Genomic DNA, 13,826 nt, shown 5'->3' with positions numbered 1-13,826 from the left:
CGTGATTCGGTTTGGGGGCGGCGGTGATCAGTGTTTTTTGACTTGTGCAACTTCGTGGTTGCGCCGGCCCTCTCCCCCGGCCCCTCTCCCGCGGGCGGGAGAGGGGAGCAAAGCGGGGGATTAGTTAAGGCTTACTGACAGGCTTCGCACTCTTCGAAGCCGGGGTCGCCCGGGCGCATCGTGCAGACCGCGCCTTCGGCTTCCGGCATGGCCGGGGCCGAGGCAGCCGCTGCGTCCAGGGCCGAGCCGCTGTCGCTGCCCGACGACACCGCGTTCAGCGAGCCGCGCGACACGGTGGACTTCTCCACGTGCGTGGCAGCCATGGTGCGCAGGTAGTACGTGGTCTTCAGGCCGCGCACCCATGCCAGCTTGTAGGTGTCGTCCAGCTTCTTGCCCGACGCGCCGGCCATGTAGATGTTCAGCGACTGGGCCTGGTCGATCCACTTCTGGCGGCGGCTGGCGGCTTCCACCAGCCAGGTCGGCTCGACTTCAAACGCGGTGGCGTAGATGTCGCGCAGGTCTTGCGGAATGCGGTCGATGCGCGACAGCGAGCCGTCGAAGTACTTCAGGTCGGCAACCATCACCTCGTCCCACAGGCCGCGTTCCTTCAGGTCGCGCACCAGGTAGTCATTGACCACGGTGAACTCGCCCGACAGGTTGGACTTGACGTACAGGTTCTGGAAGGTCGGCTCGATGCAAGCGGACACGCCGATGATGTTCGAAATGGTCGCGGTCGGGGCGATCGCGATGCAGTTCGAGTTGCGCATGCCGTGCTGCTTGATGCGGGCGCGCAGGCTGTCCCAGTCCATGGTGCTGGACAGGTCCACTTCCAGGTAGCCGCCGCGCTCTTCGGCCAGCAGCTTGAGCGAATCTTGCGGCAGGATGCCGCGGTCCCACAGCGAGCCTTCGTAGGTGCTGTAGCGGCCGCGCTCTTCGGCCAGCTCGGTCGAAGCCTGGTAGGCGTAGTAGCACACCGCTTCCATCGAGGTGTCGGCGAACTGCACCGCGGCCTTGCTTGCGTACGGCGTGCGCAGCACGTGCAGGCAGTCCTGGAAGCCCATGATGCCCATGCCGACCGGACGATGGCGCAGGTTGGAATTGCGCGCCTTGTCGACAGCGTAGTAGTTGATGTCGATGACGTTATCCAGCATCCGCATGGCGGTGCGGATGGTCTTCTGCAGCTTGGCGTGGTCGAGCGCGTACGAGCCGTCGGCCTGCCTGGCCAGGTGGGCCACCAGGTTGACCGAGCCCAGGTTGCAGACGGCGATTTCGCTGTCGTTGGTGTTCAGCGTGATTTCCGTGCACAGGTTGGAGCTGTGGACGACGCCGACGTGCTGCTGCGGGCTGCGGATGTTGCAAGGATCCTTGAAGGTGATCCACGGGTGGCCGGTCTCGAACAGCATGCCCAGCATCTTGCGCCACAGTTGCAGCGCGGGCAGCTTCTTGAACAGCTTCAGTTCGCCGCTGGCGGCCTTGGCTTCATAGCCCAGGTAGGCCTTTTCGAATTCCTTTCCGACCTTGTCGTGCAGGTCCGGGCAGGTGGCGGGCGAGAACAGCGTCCACTCGCCGCCTTCCATCACGCGCTTCATGAACAGGTCCGGGATCCAGTTGGCCGTGTTCATGTCGTGGGTGCGGCGGCGGTCGTCGCCGGTGTTCTTGCGCAGCTCCAGGAATTCTTCGATGTCCAGGTGCCACGTTTCCAGGTAAGCGCAGACGGCGCCCTTGCGCTTGCCGCCCTGGTTCACGGCCACGGCGGTGTCGTTCACCACCTTCAGGAACGGGACCACGCCCTGCGACTTGCCGTTGGTGCCCTTGATGTGCGAGCCCAGTGCGCGCACGTTGGTCCAGTCATTGCCCAGGCCGCCGGCGAACTTGGACAGCAGCGCGTTTTCCTTCAGCGCTTCGTAGATGCCTTCCAGGTCGTCCGACACGGTGGTCAGGTAGCACGACGACAGCTGCGAGCGGCGGGTGCCGGAGTTGAACAGGGTCGGCGTGGACGACATGAAGTCGAACGACGACAGCAGCTGGTAGAACTCGATGGCGCGCGCTTCGCGGTCCTTCTCGTTCAGCGCCAGGCCCATGGCCACGCGCATGAAGAAGGCCTGCGGCATTTCGATGCGGGTTTCATCGATATGCAGGAAGTAGCGGTCGTACAGGGTCTGCAGGCCCAGGTAGTTGAACTGGAAGTCGCGGCCGGCGTCGAGCGCGGCGCCCAGGCGGGCCAGGTCATAGGTGGCCAGCTTTTCGTCCAGCAGCTCGGCTTCGATGCCGCGGGCGATGAACTTGGGGAAGTACTCGACGTAGCGGGCCGACATCTCCGTCTGGGTCACTTCGGCGCCCAGGATTTCCTTGCGGATGGTGTGCAGCAGGATACGGGCGGTGACCTGGCTGTAGTTGGGGTCCTTTTCGATCAGGGTACGCGCAGCCAGGATGGCGGAGTCGTACACCTGCGTCATCGGCACGCCTTCGTACAGGTTCTTCAGGGTTTCCTTCAGGATCGGCTCGGCGCTGACCGCATCGCCCAAACCGGAGCAGGCGTTGTCGATCAGGGCGTGCAGCGCGACGATGTCCAGCGGCTTGGCCACGCCGGCGTCTGTCACATTGATCTGGATGCCGGACTGCTGCACGCGGGCCACGGCCTGGGCGCTGGCGCTGGCGCGCTCCTGGGCGCGCTTCTCGCGGTACAGCACGTAGGCGCGGGCCACTTCATGCTCGCCCGAGCGCATCAGGGCCAGCTCGACGTGGTCCTGCACGTCTTCGATATGGATGGCGCCACCGCTCGGGCGGCTACGCACCAGCGCGCGCACCACGCTGTCGGTCAGTTGCTCGACGATCTCGCGCACGCGCGCGGAAGCTGCGCCCTGCCCGCCGTTGACGGCGAGGAAGGCCTTGGTCATGGCGACGTTGATCTTGGACGGCTCGAACGCCACCACGGCGCCGTTGCGACGGATGATCTTGTGATCCGGGTAGCTGGTGGAAGCGGCGCTGGAGGTCTGTGCGTTGGGTGCCTGGCTGGCAACGCCGGCGGCGGCGCCACCCGTGGTGAGTTCGTTCTGGGCCGTTTGCATGTGAAGTCCTGTTTTTACCCTGGATTTAAGAGACAAAAGAGTCCCTGGCGAAATGCGGCGGAAAGAAGGATCCGTTTCGGTGTGACCGCGCACGGACAAACTGCCTTTGCGTGAACATTTCGCCAGGGACTCTTTGTGATTCGCTAGCTTTGCGGAGGTTTCCGGACGGGTTGCACTCGCTGTGCAACCGGCACCTCACACTTGGGCCAGCTCCCCGGTTTGACTACTAGATATAGTGGGTACTGCTGAAAACTTGGCTAAGTATAGTGAAACGAATCCGAATGACCAGTCTTGACAACCGTTATTTCGGGGTCGTTTCGCGGTCGGGCCGCCGCGTGCGGCAGCGCCACATGCCCGGGAGCCTAGTACACACAAGGGTTTCAGCGAAACCGTTCGCAACTGCACATTTCACAAAAATTTTTTTGATTGTTGCGAGCATGCGATAGCCCCTAACCTGCCTGGGGCATGTGTGCCAAAAAGGGGCGCACGACCATGGGGAATGACGTTACGAATTCATCACCCCGTGGTATGCCGATAGGGCAACATGCCTGGCGGCACTGCTGCACCGGCGGCGAAGCGGTCCCAGTCGAAATGCGGGCCGGGATCGGTCTTGCGCCCCGGGGCGATGTCGCTGTGGCCGGCAATCGCGCGCACCGGGTAGGCCGCCATCAGGGCCGGGACCAGGGCGGCCACGGTGTCGTACTGGGCGGGGGTGAACGGCAGGTCGTCGCAACCCTCGATCTCGATGCCGATCGAGAAGTCGTTGCAGCGCGTGCGGCCGAAGAAGTCGGACTGGCCGGCATGCCAGGCCCGCTGCGTGCACGGCACGAACTGCACCAGCTCGCCCTGCCGCGTCACCAGGAAGTGCGCGGACACCTGGACCTGGTGGATGGTGGCGAAGAACGGGTGCTTGTCCGGGTCGAGTCGGTTCTGGAAGAACGCTTCGATGTCGCCGCTGCCGAACTGGCCGGGCGGCAGGCTGATGTTGTGCAGCACCACCAGGTCCACGGGCATGCCGGTGGGCCGTTCGTCGAAATTGGGCGACGGCACGCGGCGGGCGGCGGGTACCCAGCCGTCTGCGTCTGGGAGGAAGGCACGCACCTGTGCAGGCAGATTGGGCTGGCTGGGCCTCGTCATGGCGTGCCCTCGCCCGCGCCGTCGCCGTTGTTCTCGGCCACGCCGCGGTCAGCGGCGTCCATGGCTTCGCGGATGCCAAGCTGCTGGATGCGGTAGCGCAGCTGGCGCAGGTTCAGGCCGAGCAGCGGCGCGGCAGCGGTGCGGTTGAAGTTGGTCTGCGCCAGTGCCTGCAAAATCAGTTCGCGCTCCACGGCTTCGAGCCGGGCCGGCAGGTCGATTGGGAAGACGATGCCGCGGCAGGCGCGCTCGGTGGCGTCGCCCTCGGGTTCGGGCTGGGTGGCGGGCGGTGCGGCAACCTGTGGCGCGGCAGCAGGTTCGGCCACGGCTGCGGGCGTGGGTGTCGCCGCGGGCGGCATCGGCGCCCACATGCCCGGCGCGCCCCAGGGGGCGTACTGGGTCGCAGGGACCGGTGACGCCATCGTGGGCGCGGGGGCCATCAGCCCGGCGCCGGGCGCGCCGGCATCCAGCGGGCCGAGGTCGGCCACCTCGATCTGCTCGCTCTCGGCAAAGGCGTAGGCACGCTCGAGCAGGTTTTCCAGTTCGCGGACGTTGCCCGGGAAGCGGTAGGCGGCCAGCTGCTCCAGCGCGGCCGGCGCCAGGCGCTTGGGATGCGGGTCGCCATAGCGCACCGCCAGGTGGTCCAGGATGGCGCGCGCCAGCACCGGGATGTCTTCGCCACGCTCGCGCAGCGTGGGCATGCGCAGCGCCAGCACGTTCAGGCGGTAATACAGGTCCTGGCGGAACTGGCCGGCGGCGACCATCGCGGCCAGGTCCTTGTGGCTGGCGCACATCACGCGCACGTCCACGGCATCTTCGCGGCTGGCGCCGATCTTGCGCACGCGGCGCTCCTGCAGCGCGCGCAGCAGCTTGACCTGCATGGCCAGCGGCAGGTCGGCCACCTCGTCGAGCAGCAGCGTGCCGCCGTTGGCGGCATGGAAAAAGCCGCCCCGCTCGCCATCGGCGCCAGTGAAGGCGCCTTTGACGTGGCCGAAGAACTCCGACTCCATCAGCGTCTCGGGGATGGCGCCGCAGTTGACCGCGATAAACGGGTGCGAAGCGCGCGCGCTGATCGCGTGGATGGCGCGCGCGGCGCGCTCCTTGCCGCTGCCCGATTCGCCGCTGATGACCACCGGGGCCATGCTGCGCGCCAGCCGCGACAGCGAGCGGCGCACCTCGTGCATGGCGGCGGAATGGCCGGGCAGCAACGCCGCGGCGCGGTCGGCGGCAGCGTCCGCGCCGGCGCTGCCGCCGGCATCGGCTTCGCTGCTGTCGCGCTGCTGGCGGCCGAGCGCGTTGAGCACCAGGCTGCGCAGCTGCTCCAGCGAGACCGGCTTGGCGATGTAGTCGAAGGCGCCGGCCTTGAGCGCCTCGACAGCGTTGTCGGCGCTGCCGTAGGCGGTGATGACCGCCACCGGGATGCGCTCGGGCGCGGCCGACAGCTGCCGCACGATCTCGATGCCCAGGCCGTCGCCCAGCCGCATGTCGGTCAGCACCAGGCTGTAGCGGCCCTGCGCCAGCTTCTGCCGCGCCTCGGCCAGCGAGCCGGCCAGCACCACGTCATGGCCCATGCGCCGGATGGAGATGTCGAGCAGCTCGCGCAGGTCGGCCTCGTCGTCGATGACGAGGATGGGATCGGGCGTACGGGATGGCATGGTGGCGGGTGTGGATGGGCGGACGCCGTTCATGCGACGGCCGCGTCGGCGGTCTCGATGCGCAGCGTCAGGACAAAGGCTTTGGCCGGCAGTGTATCGCGCGCAGCGGCGGCCAGCACGCCGGTGCGCTCGAGCAGCGCCGGCACCGAGACCGCGCCGTAGCGTACTTGCGCATCGTTGGCGCCGCACAGCTCGCGTGCCATGAACAGGCCCAGGCCGGTGCCCTGGGCGTTGCTGGTAAAGAAGGGTTCGAACAGGCTGCGCTGGTGCTCGCGCGAGACCTCGGCGCCGTCGTTCCAGACGATCAGCTCGGCGTGATGCTGGTCCAGCGCGTGCGCCAGCAGCCGGATCGAGCCGGGCAGCCGGCTGCAGTAGCGCCAGGCGTTGTCGAGCAGGTTGCCCAGCACCTGTTGCAACTGCGCGGCGTCGAACACCACCGGCTGGGCCACGTCGACGGTCAGGCGGATGGCGTTGGCGTTGACGTCGGCGCGGCCGGCCGGGCGGGTCTCGCCGGCGTGCGGGCGGCGCGAGCGCATTTCCAGGCGCCAGCGCTCGACGATCTCGGGCAGCGCCTGCGCCAGGTGCACGGTGCTGCGGCCGGTGCGCGGGCGGCGCGACATCTGCAGCACGTCGGACACCACCTGATCGAGCCGGCGCACGTTGTCGTTGATGATGCGCAGCAGGCGAGCGTCGATGTCGACGTCCGCGCCGCTGTCCGCCGCGCCAGGCTCCTGCCGCGCGGAATCGGCCAGCAGTTCGCTGGCCTGGCTGATCGCCGCCAGCGGGTTGCGGATCTGGTGCGCGATGCTGGCCACCAGCCGGCCCATCGCGGCCAGCTTTTCCTGCTGCACCTGTTCGGCGATGCGCTCCCAGCTTTCGATATGAACCAGCACGGTGTCGCGCATCTCGCTGCGCAGCAGCGCTTCGTCTTCCTGCGACCAGGCCATGGCCTCGTTCTGCGCAATGGCCAGGCGCAGGCGGGCGGCGGCCTCGGGCGAGAGCTCGTTCCACGCGGCGGTGTCGAGTTGCGACGGCACCGTGCGCCCCTGCGCCAGCGTCGAGCGCAACCCCGCCAGCCCCGGCAGCACGAAGCGCAGCCGCAACCGGGTGTGCTGCATGGTGCCGTCGGCCAGCGCGCTGCCCGACGCCATCGGCAGCAGCTGCAGGATGCGCGGCACGTCGTCCTTGCTGCGCAGCCAGTCGCGCAGCATTTCCATCAGCGGCTGCAGGCGCGGGATGCGGCGCAGGTCGAACAGCACGGCATCGGTGCCGCCGCCACTGCCCTGCTCCGCCGATGCCCCCAGCCGGCGCGAATAGATGCGCTCATGCGCCTGCACGCCCAGCAGCACCACCGCCGCCGGGTTGGCCGCCACCACGGCGCCGTTGGCGCGCACCAGCATCACGCCGTCCTGCATGTCGTTGACCATCAGCCGGTTGACCAGCTGCTGCATGCGCAATTCCTGCTCGCGCACCAGCGCCAGCCGCTCCTGCGCGATCTGGCGGTTGGCCAGCATATACATCAGCAGCGCCGCGATCATGAACACCAGGCCGAACAGGCCCGAGCCCAGCAGCCCGGCATCGGCCTGGCGCAGCAGGATTGTGTGCATGAACGGTCCGCCCATCACCACCAGCGCGGAGATCGACGCGGCAAAGAGCGCGAACGGCAGGCTGGTGAGCGCACCGGCTTCGAGCGCGGGCAGCAGGAAGATCATGGCGAGGCCGTCGGCCTGGCCCTGGCTGGCCGGGTGGCCGATGGCGTGGAAGACCAGCGCCAGCAGCGCCAGGTCGGCCAGCACCTGCACGCGCACGCGCAGGTGGAAATGGCGGCGCCACAGCGTGCCGGCGAGCATCGCCAGCGCAATGCCAAGGTAAGGCACGGCGACCGTCATGGCCGCCGCATGTTCGACGCCGGCCAGCCCGAAGGACAAATCCGGCAGCAGCGAAGGCGGCAATGACGTTGGGGCAGGCTCGCCGCGCCGCATCAGCGCGTAGCCGAGCAGCAGCAGGCCCACGGCGACGCGGGTCCAGCAGAAATAGCGCAGCAGGCGCCAGTGGAATTCGGGCGGTTCAGGCTGGCGCCACAGCTGCGCCAGGCCGCGCCAGGCATTGAGCCGCTGCCAGCCTGACAGCGCCGGTTCGATCATGGGCGCGCGCCGCCGCCGTCGGTGTGGCTGGCCTCGTCAGGCAAGTGGCTGCGGCGGCAGTAGTGCAGGCCGCGCCAGGCGATGGCCTCGCCTTGCGGCAGGTGCACGCCGCACTGGGCGCACTGGACCATCGGTTCGGCGGATTCGGTTTGCCGGGCGTTGGCGCTGGACCGGGCGGCGCTTTCGCTGGCTTGCTGCCGGGCGCGTTGCTGCGCCAGCCGCGCTTCGGCGCGGGCGCGCAGCCACCAGAAGACGCCCAGCACCACGGCCAGCAGGATCAGGATACGTGCCATGGTGTCTCAGAAACGGTGGAGGACCACTTCAATTACAAAGCGGCTGCCGACATAGGCCAGCAGCAGGATGCCGAACGAGGCGATGACCCAGCGCAGCGCCACCTTGCCGCGCCAGCCGCGGAAGATGCGCCCTGCCAGGATGCCGCCGAACATGGCCCACGAGATCAGCGCGAACACAGTCTTGTGGTCCATCCGGAAAGCGCGGCCGAACAGTTCTTCGGAAAACAGCAGGCCCGAGCCGATCGTCAGTGTCAGCAGAACGAAGCCGGCGCCGATCAGGCGGAACAGCAGCTTCTCCAGCGTCAGCAGCGGCGGCAGCAGGTCCAGCCAGCGGCCCAGCCACTGGCCGGTTTGCGCGGCCTTGCCATCGGCCGGGCGCGCCGGCGCGTGGCGGAAACCGTGCAGCCGGCGCTCGGCCAGCAGCATCAGGAAGGCATGGAACGCCGCCAGCGTGAACAGCCCGTACGCCACGTTGGCGATGATGAAGTGCAGCTTGAACAGCGGCTGCGCGGCATAGCCCAGGATCTGCGAGCCGGGAAAGGCCAGCGGCATCAGGCTGGCGACCAGCGCGACGGGGATCACGATCAGCCCCAGCCCGGCCAGCGAAAAGAAGAAGCTCTCGATCCAGTAGATGCCAACGCCCAGCCACAGCATGGCCGACAGCGCGAAAGCAAAGCCGAACATCATGCGCTCGGCCGGGAAGATGGTTTCGTGCAGCAGCATGCCGTGGCTGGCCAGCGCCGCCAGCATCAGCACGTGCCACCACGCCGGCCGGCCCTCGCCGTGCGCACCGCCCGCAGGTGGCAGGGTGTTGCCGGGCCCGCCGGCGACCAGCACGGCCGAGGCCGCGCCGCCGGCCTGTCCCGCCTTGGCGGCCGTGGAGGCAACGCCGGCATGGCGCGTGGCCCAGCCGTGCCAGGCCAGGCCGCAATAGAGAAGTGCCGTCAAGGCATACAGTACAATGACCATTTGCGCAGTTTACCTTAGTGCCCACGGACGGTGGCGGCCGGTTGAACCGGTACTCCGGGCCTGCAACCGGCACGGGTCTGCCCCGATTTCAGACCGAGCTCCTGCTCCGATATCTCCCCCGATTCCTGCCATGCTGGACAATCTCACTCAACGCCTGGCGCGTGTGGTCAAGACCATGCGCGGCGAGGCGCGCCTGACCGAGGCCAACACCGCCGAGATGCTGCGCGAAGTGCGCCTTGCCATGCTCGAAGCCGACGTGGCGCTGCCGGTCGTGCGCGAATTCATCGCCCGCGTCAAGGAAAAGGCGCTGGGCGAGGATGTGATCACCAGCCTCACGCCGGGCCAGGCGCTGGTCGGCGTGGTCCAGCGCGAGCTGACTTCGGTCATCGGCGGCGCCGAGGCCGCCGGCGGCAATAACAAGGAAGCCGAGCTGAACCTGAACGTGCAGCCGCCCGCCATCATCCTGATGGCCGGCCTGCAGGGTGCCGGCAAGACCACAACGGTCGGCAAGCTGGCGAAGTGGCTCAAGGAAAACAAGAAGAAGAAAATCCTGACGGTCTCTTGCGACGTCTACCGCCCCGCCGCTATCGCCCAGCTGAAGACCGTTTCCGAGCAGGTCGGCGCCGACTTCTTCCCGTCGCAGCCGGACCAGAAGCCGGTCGAGATCGCCCGCGCGGCGGTGGACTGGGCGCGCAAGCACTACCACGACGTGCTGATCGTCGATACGGCCGGCCGCCTGGGCATCGACGAATTGATGATGCAGGAAATCGCCGCGCTGCACGCCGAGCTGAAGCCCGCCGAGACCCTGTTCGTGGTCGACGCCATGCTCGGCCAGGACGCGGTCAACACCGCCAAGGCCTTCAACGACACCCTGCCGCTGACCGGCGTGGTGCTGACCAAGCTGGACGGCGATGCGCGCGGCGGTGCCGCGCTGTCGGTGCGCCACATCACCGGCCGGCCGATCAAGTTCGTCGGCGTCGGCGAAAAGCTGGACGGGCTGGAGCCGTTCTTCCCGGACCGCATGGCCCAGCGCATCCTGGGCATGGGCGACATCATGGCGCTGGTCGAGGAAGCCCAGCGCGGTGTCGACATGGAAGCGGCCGAGAAGCTGGCCAAGAAGATCAAGAAGACCGGCGATTTCGACCTGGAAGACTTCAAGGCGCAGATCGGCCAGATGAAGAAGATGGGCGGCATGGCCAGCCTGGTCGACAAGCTGCCGGCGCAGTTCGCCCAGCAGGCGCAGGGCGCCAACATGGACCAGGCCGAGAAGCAGGTGGCCCGCATGGAAGGCATCATCAACAGCATGACGCCGGCAGAGCGCGCCAAGCCCGACCTGATCAAGGCCAGCCGCAAGCGCCGCATTGCCGCGGGCGCCGGCGTGCCGGTTCAGGAAGTCAACCGCTTGCTGAACCAGTTCGACCAGATGCAATCCATGATGAAAAAGCTCAAGGGCGGCGGCATGATGAAGATGATGCGCCAGATGGGCGCGATGAAGGGCGGCATGAAGGGCCTCTTCAACCGCTGAGCGCACGCTGCAGCGTTATCCGCCTCCCCCGCAAAAGGACAGGAAAGACATCATGATGAGCGCCGTACAGGCCCGCGAACTGTGGGCCAACTCCGAAGAAATCGTCTCGGCCGAGGAAGTCCAGGCATCGCTGGACCGCATGGCCGCCGAGATCACCGCCAAGATGGGCGATGCCTTCCCGCTGGTGCTGTCCGTGATGGGCGGCGCGGTGGTGTTCACCGGCATGCTGCTGCCCAAGCTGGCGTTCCCGCTGGAGTTCGACTACATCCACCTCTCCCGCTACAACAACAAGACCGTTGGCGGCGAGATGCAATGGCGCGTGGCCCCGCGCGAGTCGGTCAAGGACCGCGTGGTGCTGGTGCTGGACGACATCCTGGATGAAGGCGAGACCATGGCCGCGATCCGCGAGCGCATCATGGAAATGGGCGCCAGGGAATTCCACGCGGCGGTGCTGTGCGAGAAGACGCTGACCAAGCTCAAGCCGATGCACCCGGACTTCTGCGGCTTTGCGGTGCCGGATCGCTATGTGTTCGGGTGCGGGATGGATGCCAAGGGGTATTGGCGGAATCTGGGCGCGATCCGGGCGCTGGTTTGATTTTGACGGGCTGAGGTTTGGCCCCCCTACACTCCCCGCAGGCGGGAGTGGGGAGAAAATACATCACGCCTGGTGCGACCCCAAAATCGGCCACAGCGAAGCCAGCAGCAACACCGCCATCCCGATATTGAACGCGCGCAGCACCTTCGGCCGCGCCAGCCAGCGCCGCAGCGCCGAGCCGCATAACGCCCACATCGCCACGCTGGGCAGGTTCACCACCCCGAAGATCCCGGCCAGCAGCAGCACGTTGAGCCACAGGTTGCCGTGCAGCACATAGGTGCTGCACGCGCCCACGGCCATCACCCACGCCTTGGGATTGACCCACTGGAACGCCGCCGCGGCCCAGAAGCCCATCGGCCGCGCCACCTGCTGGTCCTGCACGCCGCCGGCCGTGGCGAGCTTCCATGCCAGCCAGACCAGGTAGACGGTCGCCACCACGCGCAGCACCTGCCAGGTCCATGGGAAGGCGTGGAACAGCGACCCCAGCCCCAGCCCGACCAGCGCCACCATCAGCGCAAAGCCGATGCTGACGCCGAGCAGGTGCGGCACCGTGCGCAAGAACCCGAAGTTCACGCCGGAGGCCAGCAGCATCGTGTTATTCGGACCGGGGGTGATCGACGACACCAGCGCAAAACCGGCAAAAGCGGCAAAGACACCGGTGCCGGCGGCGAGTTGGGATACTTCCATGACTGACTCCATGCGTTCAGGGAATCAGTCTAGGGTCAGTCAGCGGTACAGTACCGGTACACTTTTTCAGCAAATTGCCGATACAGGATCGATCGGCGCAATCCTGCTCGGCGCGGTCAGGCCTCGCTGCGATACGGCCGCTCGCGCAGCCACTTGGTCGCAATCCACTTCTCGCCCTCGGCGACCGGCAGGCCCGCATGCAGCGTGCGCTCGTCCAGCATGCCGTCGGGCAGCAGGTAGCTGAAGTAGACCGCATTGCCCTTTACCGGCGCCACTTCCAGCCCCAGGCGCGGGAACGCGGTGGCGCCGCCGGCCGCGGGCGTGTTCAGGTAGATCACCAGCGTGGCGATGCGCTGGCCGCCAACGGTCAGCTGGCGAGCCTCGCCCGGCCGTTGCGGATTGAAGAAATCGAAATGCGGCTGGTATTCGCCACCGGGCTTGTAGTTGAGGATCTGCAAGCCTTCGCCGTGCTCGGCCGGCACGCCGGTGACCGCGGCGATACGCGCCTCGATGCGTTCGATCAGCGCATGCTCGCCCACCTGGAACATGGCGCCCATGCTGGTGCGGGCGTCGATCAGGTTCTCGTCGCCGGTGTCGGGGTTGACCACCGGCGAGCGCGCCAGCCGGCCGCGCGACAGCGCCACCAGCGCGTCGCACTCGTCGGCGCTCAGCAGTTGCTGGTACAGCCGGATCTGCGGCGAGGCGAGCCGGAACAGGATCGGCACCTGGCGGTCGCCGCCATCGGCCACAAAGGCTGCCGCGGTGCTCCTGGCCTGAGGAGGCGCCGCCGTGCGCGCCGGCTCCGGCCTGGCCGGGCGGCCCGCGGCGACGTCCGCACCGAACGCTGCCGCCACGGCCCGGCGCGCAAAGCCGTCGTCATAGCCCGAACGCAGCATCGACAGCACCAGCGCATCGGCCGCAAAGCCCTGCGCGATATGCCGGGCCAGCCATTGCTCGAGTTCGGGCGAGGATTCGGTATAGCCGGCCCTGCCGCCGGCATCGGATGCTTCGCGGATCATGACGGGTTGGCGACGCGGCGCGGCGAGAAAGGATTGCGTTCCGGCGGATCCGACGGCAGCGCACGGGGGGCGCGCGCCGGCGCATTGTCCGGTTCGCCGGCAACGGTGACCGAAGCTTCGGAATACTGCCAGCGCTTCCACGCCGCCAGTACGGCATTGGGATACTCGGGGCGGCCGCGGCTGCCGTTGTAGCGGCCCAGCGCCAGGTACAGGTCGCCCTGCTCGCGGTCGAGGTAGTAGCGCAGGATGGTGCAGCCGTAGCGCAGGTTGCTCTGCAGGTGGAACAGCTTGCGCGGGTCGCTGTCGCCGATGGCGCGGACCCAGAACGGCATCACCTGCATCAGCCCGCGCGCGCCGGCCGAGCTGATCGCGTACTTGCGGAAATTGCTCTCGACCTGGACCAGGCCCAGCACCAGCGCGGGTTCCAGCCCGGCGCGCTTGGCCTCGTAGTAGGCGACCTCGATCAGTTCCACGCGCACCTGCGGCTCGGGGATGCGCGTGGCCAGGCGCGAAGACATTTCGCCCAGCCACTTCAGGTAAGCCAGGCGCTCGCCGCCGGATGCAAAGACCGGCCGCGTGGGCCGGTCGTCTGCAATCGCCGCGGCCAGCGCGCCGCGCACGGAATCTGCCAGGTCCTCTTCCTTCTGCGCGCCGGCATGCGCGGCCGCCGCGGCCAGCGCCAGCAGCAGCCCGCCGGCAAGGCGGCGGGCGGCGGGCATTGCGCGTGCGGCGCGCAT

The 13,826-nt window shown here is 67.7% G+C and carries 11 protein-coding genes; 2 read left to right on the top strand and 9 right to left on the bottom strand.

Annotation, left to right across the window (positions count from 1 at the left end; genetic code table 11):
• Nucleotides 1-131 precede the first annotated feature (131 nt).
• The 6 genes from IPF36_RS25745 to IPF36_RS25720 form a co-directional block, all read right to left on the bottom strand.
• Nucleotides 132-3,068 carry a ribonucleoside-diphosphate reductase subunit alpha gene (locus tag IPF36_RS25745; RefSeq protein ID WP_135705962.1) on the bottom strand — a complete coding sequence of 979 codons (2,937 nt, stop codon included), beginning with the start codon at nucleotides 3,066-3,068 and terminating at the stop codon, nucleotides 132-134.
• Between the two features lie 516 nt (nucleotides 3,069-3,584).
• Nucleotides 3,585-4,205 carry a 1,6-anhydro-N-acetylmuramyl-L-alanine amidase AmpD gene (gene ampD, locus IPF36_RS25740; protein WP_135705963.1) on the bottom strand — a complete coding sequence of 207 codons (621 nt, stop codon included), beginning with the start codon at nucleotides 4,203-4,205 and terminating at the stop codon, nucleotides 3,585-3,587.
• The gene (locus IPF36_RS25735) at nucleotides 4,202-5,857 is read right to left on the bottom strand and encodes a sigma-54 dependent transcriptional regulator (RefSeq protein WP_135706314.1); all 1,656 of its coding nucleotides are present in this window, start codon (nucleotides 5,855-5,857) and stop codon (nucleotides 4,202-4,204) included. Before IPF36_RS25735 ends, ampD begins: the two co-directional genes overlap by 4 nt.
• Nucleotides 5,858-5,886: 29 nt before the next feature.
• A complete protein-coding gene (locus IPF36_RS25730) occupies nucleotides 5,887-8,001 on the bottom strand; it encodes a sensor histidine kinase (protein WP_195431177.1) in 2,115 nt (704 codons plus the stop codon).
• On the bottom strand, nucleotides 7,998-8,294 hold the full coding sequence (locus IPF36_RS25725) for a PP0621 family protein (RefSeq protein ID WP_133098435.1): 297 nt from the start codon (nucleotides 8,292-8,294) through the stop codon (nucleotides 7,998-8,000). Before IPF36_RS25725 ends, IPF36_RS25730 begins: the two co-directional genes overlap by 4 nt.
• Before the next feature lie 6 nt (nucleotides 8,295-8,300).
• Nucleotides 8,301-9,263: an inner membrane protein YpjD gene (locus IPF36_RS25720; RefSeq protein WP_133098436.1), complete on the bottom strand. Its 963-nt coding sequence runs from the start codon at nucleotides 9,261-9,263 to the stop codon at nucleotides 8,301-8,303.
• A gap of 130 nt (nucleotides 9,264-9,393) precedes the next feature.
• Here IPF36_RS25720 and ffh point away from each other — a divergent pair, with 130 nt between their 5' ends.
• Together ffh and IPF36_RS25710 are read left to right on the top strand one after the other, a co-directional pair.
• Nucleotides 9,394-10,788 (top strand): signal recognition particle protein, encoded by a 1,395-nt coding sequence (gene ffh / locus IPF36_RS25715; RefSeq protein ID WP_135705965.1) that lies wholly within the window; start codon nucleotides 9,394-9,396, stop codon nucleotides 10,786-10,788.
• Nucleotides 10,789-10,840: 52 nt separating this feature from the next.
• Nucleotides 10,841-11,383 (top strand): hypoxanthine-guanine phosphoribosyltransferase, encoded by a 543-nt coding sequence (locus IPF36_RS25710; protein WP_133098438.1) that lies wholly within the window; start codon nucleotides 10,841-10,843, stop codon nucleotides 11,381-11,383.
• 63 nt (nucleotides 11,384-11,446) lie between these two features.
• Here the strand turns inward: IPF36_RS25710 and IPF36_RS25705 are convergent, their stop codons facing one another.
• The 3 genes from IPF36_RS25705 to IPF36_RS25695 all read right to left on the bottom strand — a co-directional run bounded on the left by IPF36_RS25705 (nucleotide 11,447) and on the right by IPF36_RS25695 (nucleotide 13,826).
• Nucleotides 11,447-12,070, bottom strand: coding sequence for a LysE family translocator (locus IPF36_RS25705; protein WP_133098439.1), 624 nt, complete (start codon nucleotides 12,068-12,070; stop codon nucleotides 11,447-11,449).
• Nucleotides 12,071-12,186: 116 nt separating this feature from the next.
• Nucleotides 12,187-13,089, bottom strand: coding sequence for a 2OG-Fe(II) oxygenase (locus IPF36_RS25700; RefSeq protein WP_133098440.1), 903 nt, complete (start codon nucleotides 13,087-13,089; stop codon nucleotides 12,187-12,189).
• Nucleotides 13,086-13,826: a lytic transglycosylase domain-containing protein gene (locus tag IPF36_RS25695; RefSeq protein WP_133098441.1), complete on the bottom strand. Its 741-nt coding sequence runs from the start codon at nucleotides 13,824-13,826 to the stop codon at nucleotides 13,086-13,088. Before IPF36_RS25695 ends, IPF36_RS25700 begins: the two co-directional genes overlap by 4 nt.

This window comes from Cupriavidus sp. IK-TO18 (assembly GCF_015549295.1).
GTDB lineage: Bacteria > Pseudomonadota > Gammaproteobacteria > Burkholderiales > Burkholderiaceae > Cupriavidus > Cupriavidus oxalaticus_A.
This window is presented reverse-complemented; position numbering and strand designations above follow the sequence as displayed.

Excerpts from the sequence above, each read along its gene's own strand:
- IPF36_RS25700 (WP_133098440.1), bottom strand. The coding sequence starts at position 13,089 with ATGATCCGCGAAGCATCCGATGCCGGCGGCAGGGCCGGCTATACCGAA.
- IPF36_RS25710 (WP_133098438.1), top strand. The coding sequence starts at position 10,841 with ATGATGAGCGCCGTACAGGCCCGCGAACTGTGGGCCAACTCCGAAGAA.
- ffh (WP_135705965.1), top strand. The coding sequence starts at position 9,394 with ATGCTGGACAATCTCACTCAACGCCTGGCGCGTGTGGTCAAGACCATG.
- IPF36_RS25695 (WP_133098441.1), bottom strand. The coding sequence starts at position 13,826 with ATGCGCGCCGCACGCGCAATGCCCGCCGCCCGCCGCCTTGCCGGCGGG.
- IPF36_RS25730 (WP_195431177.1), bottom strand. The coding sequence starts at position 8,001 with ATGATCGAACCGGCGCTGTCAGGCTGGCAGCGGCTCAATGCCTGGCGC.
- IPF36_RS25735 (WP_135706314.1), bottom strand. The coding sequence starts at position 5,857 with ATGCCATCCCGTACGCCCGATCCCATCCTCGTCATCGACGACGAGGCC.
- IPF36_RS25705 (WP_133098439.1), bottom strand. The coding sequence starts at position 12,070 with ATGGAAGTATCCCAACTCGCCGCCGGCACCGGTGTCTTTGCCGCTTTT.
- IPF36_RS25720 (WP_133098436.1), bottom strand. The coding sequence starts at position 9,263 with ATGGTCATTGTACTGTATGCCTTGACGGCACTTCTCTATTGCGGCCTG.
- ampD (WP_135705963.1), bottom strand. The coding sequence starts at position 4,205 with ATGACGAGGCCCAGCCAGCCCAATCTGCCTGCACAGGTGCGTGCCTTC.
- IPF36_RS25745 (WP_135705962.1), bottom strand. The coding sequence starts at position 3,068 with ATGCAAACGGCCCAGAACGAACTCACCACGGGTGGCGCCGCCGCCGGC.
- IPF36_RS25725 (WP_133098435.1), bottom strand. The coding sequence starts at position 8,294 with ATGGCACGTATCCTGATCCTGCTGGCCGTGGTGCTGGGCGTCTTCTGG.